Genomic DNA, 10,000 nt, shown 5'->3' on the forward strand with positions numbered 1-10,000 from the left:
TTGGCAAAGGCAAACCCATCGACCCCGAACGCTACTGCATTATCTGTTCCAATGTTCTCGGCTCTTGTCTGGGATCAACGGGGCCTTCCAGCTTTATGACCGGAACAGAAACGCCTTACGCGATGAATTTTCCGGTGATTACTATTCGGGATATGGTGCGGGCGCAGGCTAAATTACTCGATTATCTCGGCATCCGGCAATTAAAGGCCGTGATCGGCGGTTCAATGGGTGGGATGCAGGCCTTGGAATGGGCATCAACCTATCCCGATCGAGTAAAATCCGTCGTTATTATCGCTTCAACAGCACGCCATTCGGCTCAGAATATCGCTTTTCACGAAGTCGGACGGCAAGCGATTATGGCGGATCCGAAATGGCGACAGGGCAATTATTACGAAGAAAAAGACCCACCGGTTGCTGGTCTAGCCGTAGCCCGCATGGCAGCGCACATTACCTATTTGTCCGAATCCGGTCTTACCGCCCGTTTCGGACGGCGCTTACAATCGAGACAGGAAAAGAGCTTCGGTTTCGATGCCGATTTCCAAATTGAAAGTTATCTTAGACATCAAGGCATCCGCTTTGTTGAACGCTTTGATGCCAATTCCTATCTCTACATCACTCGAGCGACCGACTATTTTGATCTCGCAGAGGAGCATGGCGGCAAATTAGCTAATGCCTTCAAAGGCACCAAAAGCCGCTTTTGCGTCATCAGTTTCGATAGCGATTGGCTATATCCCACCTCGGAATCACGGGTTATCGTCCACGCGCTTAATGCGGCAGGGGCAGCCGTCAGCTTTATGGAACTGTCTAACCCAAACGGCCACGACTCTTTCTTGTTGGATGCGCCAGACCTTCACCGAACGGTTCATGGCTTTTTAGAAGGTGACCGCGCATAATGTCTCTGAAAGATTCTCAAATTCTGGAAGACCCTTCGGTAAAATTATCTCTGTCAATGCAACCGGAACGGCCTGATTTTGCGATCATCTCCAATCATATCATTCCCGAAAGTCGGGTGCTGGATATTGGCTGCGGCGATGGCGCGCTCATCGCTTCTTTAAAAAAGAGCAAAAATATTGATGCCCGTGGTATCGAAATCAATCCGACCAATGTCGGACATGCTGTATCGCGGGGATTATCGGTTATTCAGGGTGATGCCGATACTGATCTGGTCAATTACCCCGATCAGGCTTTTGATTTTGTTATCCTAAGCCAGACATTGCAGACAACCCGCGCTCCGCATCAGGTTTTGAACCAGCTTTTACGCATCGGACGCTATGCTTTTGTCTCTTTCCCGAATTTCGCTTATTGGAAAGTGCGGCTGGCTTTGATGTTAAAGGGACGGATGCCGGTAACGCCCAATCTGCCTATTTCATGGTATGAAACGGATAACATTCATATGCTGACTATTGAAGATTTCTATGACTTCACGGCACAGCATCACTACCAAGTCAAAGAAAGCTGGTTTTTCTCTCATAACAAACAAATTTCCGCAACCGCAGCCAATTGGCGTGCAGAAAGCGCTCTTTTTCTGTTGTATCGCTAACGGCAAGGCTATCCTTTTAGGGGTATAGCCTTTTGCTGCCGAATATTACCGCTTCCCATTTTAGAAATCTTCCAACGGCTCATATCCGCGTCCGGTTTTACGTCAATATCGCCTGATCCCATCAAAGATAGATTAACAATCTGCGACTGGAATTTGCTGATATCCATCTTGCCAGATCCCATAAGACGAAGTGTCGCAGATCGAGAATCTCCGGCAAAAGTAATCTGACCAGAACCCATAATATCAGATACGACTTTATCAGCATGAATATCTGAAAAAGAGATCGCGCCAGACCCGTTTAAAATAGCCGTCAAATTATCACGGACATCACTGGAAATATTTATTTTCCCCGAACCATTTAAAATAACGGTCAAAGGATTTCTGACTTTGCCCTCAATCGACACGAAACCCGTACCAGAAGAAACAAATTCTTTCAAAACAGGCAGCGTAATCCGAATTTTGACAGGTGATTTGTGAAAATCGAGATAGTTTAGCCAATTTTTCTTATACAGAATATTCAAGCTGTTGTTTTTGAACTCGATATCCAAAGACTTCACAGCCTTTGGCGCGACTTGAAGATTGACCGAATAATCATCACCCAGAATGATTTCTGCATCATCAATACCCGCCAAATAAAGCGTGTCGAAAGGTTGAAAATGATAGGATTGGTCAATTCTTCCTGAAAAGGACGGCCAAACCTTTACTGTTATGACAGCAAAAGCCGCTATAATAAAAAAAAGACAGCATCCTATCTTGTAACGATCACGCACAATCTGCTCTAAAGTTATAAAAAAATAATATAATATTTAATTATGTTAATTCATATCATAATTCAACAAGGTTTTTGTTTCAATTTTCACCTTTATAACCGTCAATAAAAATCAAATTACGTTTCAGCGCTTTATCTCGATAGACTAAGGCTTTTGCATATTCTGGGGAAGCATACCATGCTTTTGCTGTCGCCATATCTGGAAATTCAATGACCACGATCGCATGGGGCGTCCATTCCCCTTCGATGATCTGAATTTCATTCCCTCGGGATAAATAGCGGCCACCATATTGCTTGATAGCGGCAGCCGCTAATCCAATATAAATTTTCCATGCTTCAGGATCTTTGGGATTCGTATCAGAAATAACGTAGGCAGACATAACGCGCCTCTCGGTTTCATATATTCCGCTTGTAGAAAAGATTAAAACAACCTTAGCGTTAAAAACGCTCCAATATTTTATAATATTAAATTTTGTAAATCTATTTTTATCAGATTTTATATAAATTACTTAATATTAAAATAAAAACGGCCTTTTCGTAAAAGCCGTTTTTATTTGAAGATCATCTCAAGATAAAAGAAAAAGCCTTTCTCAAGGCCTTTATTTTAATCTACAGCTTCTTCTTTCGCTAACTCTTTAACAGCCTGACGATGTTCAGCAGCAGCAGCCTTCAAAACGTCAAAGATTTTGTCCAGCGCTTGCGCTTCATCGGTATTTTCCATCGCGCCTAATTCGCGGGCGAGACGGGAAGCTGCCCCTTCAAAAATCTGGCGTTCAGAATAGCTCTGCTCCGGCTGATCGTCGGCACGGAACAAATCACGCACCACTTCGGCAATAGAAACGAGATCACCCGAATTGATCTTGGTTTCATATTCCTGCGCCCGCCGAGACCACATCGTCCGCTTGATACGGGGTTTTCCCTTCAAAGTCTGGATTGCTTCCTGAAGCGTCGCACTGGATGAAAGCTTCCGCATACCGACTGCTTCTGCTTTGTTTGTCGGAACTCTCAAGGTCATCCGTTCTTTTTCAAAACGCAGGACATAAAGTTCAAGACGGGTTCCGGCAATTTCTTGGCTTTGTAACTCGACTACGCGCCCAACACCGTGCTTGGGATATACGACGTAATCGCCGACGACGAAACTCAGCGCCTTGGAAGCCATTATATACGACCTTTCCTGTGGTAAGGTTCCCGTTCGATGACTGATGATCTTAAAAAATCAGGTACCGGACAATTAGATATCATAGCCCGACATCGGTCGGTAGTCATGACGCAGAGAACCCATTTTTGCGATACATAGGATGAAAAGAGACAACCCATTCACTGATTGTCTAAAATAAAATCCTTGGAAAACCTTCTTTTCGAAAGACTCTTTAACACAAATCAGGCAAAATTCCAACAGGTCATAGCCCAATAACGCCCAAAATTAAGGGACGTTATTAGGCTTATAACAGAAAACGTCGTCTTAAATGGGAAAGGACAAAAAAGGATTAATCACCATTTCCGGGTTTTGGTGAAAAGAACTTTTCCAATTTGCCCGTTACTTCGCGCATTTCATCGGCGTCGGCAGGAACATCGGTTTTATGCGTGATATTCGGCCATTCTTCGGCATATTTGCGGTTCAGCTCCATCCAGCTTTCCAGCCCGTTTTCAGTATCAGGCAAAATAGCTTCAGCCGGACATTCCGGTTCGCAAACACCGCAATCAATGCATTCGTTCGGATTGATGACGAGCATATTCTCGCCTTCATAGAAACAATCGACGGGGCAAACCTCGACGCAATCCATATATTTACAACGGATACAGGCATCGGTAACGACATAAGTCATTATAAAAAACTCCGATAAGGGCATCACGTCGCGGCTTTAAAGCTGAATGATGCACCCTGATGAACAACCTAAAGACGCCCGACACGGAAAATCAAAACCATTTTTCCAGCCAAACGCCTACTCTTTCCAGAATACGGAAGCCCTGCTCTAGGAATTAAATGAAATTTTGACAAGTGCCGAAGCATCACAGACAGCCGAGATAACAGGACAGGGCGATAAAATTTCACAAATCATTTTTTCAAATGGGCTAAAACAGAAAAAGCATTGGGAATATCAGGCTGTTTTTTAAAAGAAGCCTGCCTCCGCTTTACGCCCCGCCATACCCATTGCGGCTTATCCTCTTTAATAGAGATATCCTTTTTCTGCTTTTTATCTGCCGGATAAAAACCCAATTTCAACATCAACTTGGCAAAAGCATCCGGTTTCAAACCCATAGCCTGCATCATGCGCTGATCGGGGGTAAAGGAGGCCTTCTGCGGCGCGCTATCTTTGTTTTTTGAAGCCTTTTCTTTCTTCTTTTGATCGCCTTCCTTCGGCTGTTTCTTGGCGGATATCGGCAAAGATTCTGCCACTTTCACCCTTCTCGAAGTATTTTTTTTAACCGCTCCTTCGGCGGAATTATCATCCCTCTTTTTCACCTTTTTCGACAAAGGCAAAGCGACCTTTTTTTCTTTTTTCTGCCCAGAAGAGGGAGTTGGCGGATCAATTTTACTATGAGCGGCGTTTTTATCCGTTTTTTGAGATGGCCGCCGATCGTGAACCATCGTTGCCAATTTTTCGGCACTGTCTACCCGCAACATCTGGCTTCCCAAAGACCGGAAGCCAACCCATCCAGCCATTTCCACAGCATCACTCTCAAGAGGCGTTTCTATTGCCGAACCCAGATTTTTCGGAATGAAAGACAAAAGACGATTATGAAAAACAGCCAATAACGCTAATCGCCAGTCAATCGCTTTCGGCTTTAGCAAAGCGGGCATAAAAATATCCAGCCGCCCGAAACGAATACCCAAAACCGCTGCTTGTTTTTTCAAAGGGCGGTTCAGCATTTTCAGAATGTCATCGATTTCGACACGGGGAAGACAACCGCCTTTTTCGACCAGAGACGCCAATAATGCCCGCAAAGAAGGGGGTGTGGTGGATAATTCCGATAACTCTGCCAATTTAACCAGACTACCCAAGGTCTGCTGGATATTACCCTTTAACCATGTAACCAGTCGCTCTTCGATCTGCTTTTGATCGATCGGTGATAAACGATCCAGTTTCCGGCTTAACTTTACCCGAGGCATTAAAAACGATTTTCCACGCTCTAAATCAGCAACCAGATATCCACGCCAGCTTATCCCGATCTTTTCACCTTTTTCTAAAAGAAGCGAGAAAGCCTTATCCTCATCTTCTTGCAAGGCTTTGGCGCGCCTTGTCAATTCACCGCCTAAACGACGTTCTGCTGCCGCATGTAACCGTTTCATATCGCCATGACGGGCGGCCGGATCAACATGGAAAGAGAAACCGTCCAATCGCCCAATGGATTCTCCTCCGACCAGAACCACACCATCTTCTGAAAACTCTGTTGGCAACATATCCAAAGCCGCCTTTCCCATATCCTGCATCAAGATAGAGGTGCGACGATCAACAAAACGCTGGGTTAATCTTTCATGCAAAGCATCCGATAATTTTTCTTCTAATGTGCGCGTTCTTTCAGCCCATTTCGCCGGATTTTCTAACCAATCCGATCGGTGGGCAATATAGGCCCAAATACGAATACCCGCTAAACGCTCGGATAAAGTTGGGACATCCCCTTGGACATTGTCCAATTTGACGATTTCATCCGCAAACCAACTGACAGGTAAGTAGCCATTACCTTCAGTCAGATAACCAAAAATTCGCCGAACCAAACGACTATGGGCTTCGATGCCGGTTTTTCTGAAATCAGGCAAGCCACAGACCGCCCATAACCGTTTCACAGCCAAAGAAGAGCGTGCCCGATCTTTGATAACCGGATCTTCTGCCAATTTATGCAGAACGGCCAAATCATAACTTTCGGGTGCCGCCCGCAATAAAGGCAGCCCGGGTTTACGCTCCAAAGACGCAATCAACGCATCCAAACGGCTGACATCCGGCTGCCCTTCCCGCCAATAGAGATATTCCGCAGGAGAAAAATGATGTTCTTCGATCGCGGAAACTTCTTCTTCGCGAAATTCCAGCGTTTCACCGGGCCATTGCAGCACTCCAAAACTGCCATCACGCTGATATCGTCCGGCACGGCCAGCAATCTGTGCCATTTCAGGAATGGTCAGCCTCCGAACCTGCCTTCCGTCAAATTTAGTCAAAGAGGCAAAGGCGACATGGGTGACATCCATATTCAACCCCATGCCAATGGCATCAGTCGCCACCAGATAATTGACTTCTCCCGCCTGAAACATTTCGACTTGGGCATTTCTGGTGCGAGGCGACAACGCCCCCATAACAACCGCAGCCCCACCGCGCAGACGACGCAGCATTTCTGCCGTGGCGTAAACTTCCTCGGCTGAAAAGGCGACAACTGCCGAACGTGGGGGCAAACGCGATAATTTGGTTGCTCCACTATAGGACAGAGTAGAAAAACGGGGACGACTGACGATTTCAATCCCTGGGATTAAACGCCGCAACAAAGGCCGGAGCGCATCCGACCCTAAAAACATCGTTTCTTCTCTCCCTCTCAAATTCAACAAACGATCGGTAAAGACATGCCCCCGCTCGCGATCACAGCCTAATTGCACTTCATCCAAAGCGGCAAAGGCAAAATCACGATTCATCGGCATAGATTCTGCGGTGCAGAGAAAATATTGGGCTTTCTCCGGCAAAATCTTTTCTTCGCCCGTAATCAAAGCGACACGATCAGCGCCTTTGATTTCGACCACGCGATCATAAACCTCACGTGCCAATAACCTTAAAGGAAATCCTATAACACCTGATGTATAGGAACACATCCGCTGAACCGCTAAATGGGTCTTTCCGGTATTGGTCGGGCCCAAAACAGCGATAACAGATGACGAAGAAGAAAGACGGGACATAACGCCTTATAATGTCGGAAGTTACAGGATAAAAGGCAAGCTATTATCCTTAATCGATTTTCAATATTAAATTTTCTGATTAAAGGCAGCCCCAGCCAATATTTTTAGCAAAAGCCTTTTCCGTTCATCGCAAATTAAGCTATATCCCATCGCAATTATTGAATTTTCCTCTGTTTTTTCCGTCAAAGAAGTCGAATCTTTACCGGATACAAAGGTTTATCCGGCAAAACCCCTATGGGGCTTAACCGTTTTCAGGCCAAACAGACCTAGATGAAACGACCTAGTCCCAAAAAGACATTGACGATTGAGGCCTTTAAGAATCAAGGCCGGATTTAGTATCGAGGTTGTAAACAATGGCAGAAGGTGCCACCCCATCGAATGGATCGCCCATTCATCATCACGACAGCAGAGAAAATCTGCCTTTAAAAATGATGATCGACAGATTGCGGGCGTTTACAACAGCACCGGCTATCCCGACCTCTTCGGCTTCCGACTGGCTCCAGCTTAAAACATGGATGCTCCGTGATGATTGGGTCGTTAATCTGGCGGAATCCATTGGTTCCGCCCGCTGGTGGCGCGGTGCTTTTTCTCTAACAGGTTTGATTACCGCTGCATTATTGACCCATCCAGCCGGCCATATCACTTTTCTTCCGCCAGAAAGTGAAGCAGTCGCCCCCATCATCAAATCCAACCCACAAAAAACACCTTTATCGACGGCGATTGTCGGGATGGATCATTTCTTTCCGGCACCACCACAAACAGGCATTATGCCGACCCAAAGCGAGGCCATGCCTTCACCAACAGCGCCCATTCGTTATCTTAAAAAAGAAAATGGAATAGCGCTTAGCCGGATATTCGAGAAAGCCGGACTTTCAACCCAAGAAGCGCAAGAAATTGAAAAATTGATCTCAAGCAACCTCCCCGACAACAACATCGGGGAAGATACTGCTTTTCATTTTATCACCTTGCCGCCCGCTAGCCCGTTACAAGCGCATCGTCTTAGTCATCTGAATTTTCAGGCTTCTTTTGACAGTATGGTCAATATTGATCGCGAAAAAGACGGATTCAAACTAACAAAATATCCGATACCTTTTATGACCCGCCCTATAAAATTCAGTTTTTCGGTTGAAAAAAGCATACGGGAAGATAGCCGAATGGCGGGTATCCCGACATCACTGGCTTCTAAAATAGAAGAATTACTCAAGAAACAACTTACAAATCCTCGCCTGTTTATCCGCCACCAAACGCGGCTTGATATTGTCTTGAACCAGCGGGAAAATAGCTTGGGTGAGAAAGAAATTGGCGACCCACTCTATATCGCTTTAACGCAAAGCCATACGTCCGACACAAAAAAACCGATAGCACAACTCCGACTTTTCAAATGGGAAAAAGACGGGCAAAGTTACTGGCTGGACGACAAAGGACAGGCACCGCTTGTCAGTGTCAATAATTTCATTCTTCCCGTTGCAGGACGGATAACCTCCTCGTTCGGATATCGCTTTCATCCTATTTTAGGCTTTGGCCGCCTGCATAAAGGTATTGATATCAGCAGCAGCTATGGAACGCCTATCAAAGCGGCTTCAACCGGTCGGGTTATTTTTGCAGGTCGTAAATCAGGCTATGGTAATTTTGCGCTTATTGATCATGGGCAAGGGATTGAAACCGCCTATGCGCATATGAGCTGCCTTCACGTTCATCAAGGACAGAGTGTCTCGCAAGGCCAAGTGATCGGACAAATCGGGACAACTGGCCTTTCAACAGGGCCCCATCTCCATTACGAACTGCATTACAATTCTGTACCGGTCAATCCTGATCATTTTGTCCAATCGGCACATTATCAGTTAACAGGACAAGACTTAGCCGCTTTCAAGAAAAGAACCACAGAAATGCTTGCCTTAGCCGATTCCACTTCCAAGCAAAGCTAAAAGCGTTACCGCCAAACATCATGCCGAAGCAATCCGATCGCCTTTTGATATAGTCTTAGTGGAAAGCTAGTATCAAAAACCTATCCATTCTTTTTCGGTAGCGACCGCGTGAAGGGGCATATCCCAAGCCTCAACCGGAATAGCCGCCGCCTCTTGAATACTCCAAGCCACGCCGATCCGAATAGCCTCAGGATAGGCTTTGAAACTGCGATCATAATAGCCGCCGCCTCGCCCCAAACGGCGCAAAGAGCGATCAAAACCCACTAAGGGCGTTAAAATAATATCCGGCATTATCTTTTCAGATTCTGCAACCGGCTGCAAAATACCGCCGTTTTTCTCTTCCAAAGGATCACCAGGCCACCAGCGATGGAAATCGAGAGGCGCGTCTTTTTCAACAATTCTCGGCAGTAAAGGCGTGATACCAGCGTCAATCGCCTGCAAAAAAATAGGCAAAGGGTCGACTTCGCCATCATTGGGCAAATAAGCCGAAATAGAGCGTGCTTTTCCGAAATGACTACGAATATGTTCAGCCAACATCAGGGTAAAAATCAAACCATCGGCTTTCCAAGAAGGATGATCAGCCAAAGCCTTACGACGCTGACGAAATAATTTTCGCAGGGATTTTTTATCAGCCAATGACGCTATTGACTGAATATTATCCGATGTATCCCCTTCTTTCAGAAGATCAGAAACAGAGAAAAGGGAAGACGACGCAACGGACACAGGCTTCTCCATCCAAGCACAGAAAAATATTCATTATCTTCTTAATTTTGTTGTTATTTTGCTTTTTTCAACCCGTTTTTTTGAAAGAAGGCATAACGATCCCAAAGTTAAAATAAAAACGCGCCTTGTTCTTTCTGCAACGCCTCTCGAAAGCGGATATATCAAGA

Annotated in this window: 9 protein-coding genes; 3 read left to right on the forward strand and 6 right to left on the reverse strand. The window is 45.6% G+C overall.

The genetic code is table 11. The features are described from left to right. Both LDL18_RS02885 and metW read left to right on the forward strand, forming a co-directional pair. The coding region (locus LDL18_RS02885; protein ID WP_296506910.1) for a homoserine O-acetyltransferase at positions 1-893 on the forward strand (893 nt) is incomplete at its 5' end. Beyond that, positions 893-1,540 carry a methionine biosynthesis protein MetW gene (gene metW / locus LDL18_RS02890; RefSeq protein WP_296506911.1) on the forward strand — a complete coding sequence of 216 codons (648 nt, stop codon included), beginning with the start codon at positions 893-895 and terminating at the stop codon, positions 1,538-1,540. The genes LDL18_RS02885 and metW, both read left to right, overlap by 1 nt. A gap of 8 nt (positions 1,541-1,548) precedes the next feature. On the opposite strand, the gene LDL18_RS02895 is transcribed toward metW, so the two are convergent. The 5 genes from LDL18_RS02895 to LDL18_RS02915 all read right to left on the reverse strand — a co-directional run bounded on the left by LDL18_RS02895 (position 1,549) and on the right by LDL18_RS02915 (position 7,185). Then, complete coding sequence (locus tag LDL18_RS02895) at positions 1,549-2,310, reverse strand: DUF2807 domain-containing protein (RefSeq protein WP_296506912.1); 762 nt, start codon at positions 2,308-2,310, stop codon at positions 1,549-1,551. A gap of 79 nt (positions 2,311-2,389) precedes the next feature. Further along, on the reverse strand, positions 2,390-2,689 hold the full coding sequence (locus LDL18_RS02900) for a DUF1330 domain-containing protein (RefSeq protein WP_296506913.1): 300 nt from the start codon (positions 2,687-2,689) through the stop codon (positions 2,390-2,392). Between the two features lie 224 nt (positions 2,690-2,913). Next, entirely contained in the window at positions 2,914-3,468 is a 555-nt protein-coding gene (locus tag LDL18_RS02905; RefSeq protein WP_011240168.1) for a CarD family transcriptional regulator, read from the reverse strand. A 328-nt stretch (positions 3,469-3,796) separates the two neighbouring features. Continuing rightward, positions 3,797-4,135: a ferredoxin FdxA gene (gene fdxA, locus LDL18_RS02910; RefSeq protein WP_011240167.1), complete on the reverse strand. Its 339-nt coding sequence runs from the start codon at positions 4,133-4,135 to the stop codon at positions 3,797-3,799. A gap of 230 nt (positions 4,136-4,365) precedes the next feature. Continuing rightward, the gene (locus tag LDL18_RS02915) at positions 4,366-7,185 is read right to left on the reverse strand and encodes a helicase-related protein (protein ID WP_296506914.1); all 2,820 of its coding nucleotides are present in this window, start codon (positions 7,183-7,185) and stop codon (positions 4,366-4,368) included. A 353-nt stretch (positions 7,186-7,538) separates the two neighbouring features. On the opposite strand from LDL18_RS02915, the gene LDL18_RS02920 reads away from it, so the two are divergent. Continuing rightward, positions 7,539-9,110, forward strand: coding sequence for a M23 family metallopeptidase (locus LDL18_RS02920; protein WP_296506915.1), 1,572 nt, complete (start codon positions 7,539-7,541; stop codon positions 9,108-9,110). A gap of 72 nt (positions 9,111-9,182) precedes the next feature. On the opposite strand, the gene LDL18_RS02925 is transcribed toward LDL18_RS02920, so the two are convergent. Beyond that, a complete protein-coding gene (locus tag LDL18_RS02925; protein ID WP_296506916.1) occupies positions 9,183-9,833 on the reverse strand; it encodes a 5-formyltetrahydrofolate cyclo-ligase in 651 nt (216 codons plus the stop codon). Between the last annotated feature and the right edge of the window lie 167 nt (positions 9,834-10,000).

Origin of the sequence: Zymomonas sp. (assembly GCF_020216885.1) — a bacterium.
Taxonomy (GTDB): Bacteria; Pseudomonadota; Alphaproteobacteria; order Sphingomonadales; family Sphingomonadaceae; genus Zymomonas.

Excerpts from the sequence above, each read along its gene's own strand:
- metW (WP_296506911.1), top strand. The coding sequence starts at position 893 with ATGTCTCTGAAAGATTCTCAAATTCTGGAAGACCCTTCGGTAAAATTA.
- LDL18_RS02900 (WP_296506913.1), bottom strand. The coding sequence starts at position 2,689 with ATGTCTGCCTACGTTATTTCTGATACGAATCCCAAAGATCCTGAAGCA.
- LDL18_RS02905 (WP_011240168.1), bottom strand. The coding sequence starts at position 3,468 with ATGGCTTCCAAGGCGCTGAGTTTCGTCGTCGGCGATTACGTCGTATAT.
- fdxA (WP_011240167.1), bottom strand. The coding sequence starts at position 4,135 with ATGACTTATGTCGTTACCGATGCCTGTATCCGTTGTAAATATATGGAT.
- LDL18_RS02915 (WP_296506914.1), bottom strand. The coding sequence starts at position 7,185 with ATGTCCCGTCTTTCTTCTTCGTCATCTGTTATCGCTGTTTTGGGCCCG.
- LDL18_RS02920 (WP_296506915.1), top strand. The coding sequence starts at position 7,539 with ATGGCAGAAGGTGCCACCCCATCGAATGGATCGCCCATTCATCATCAC.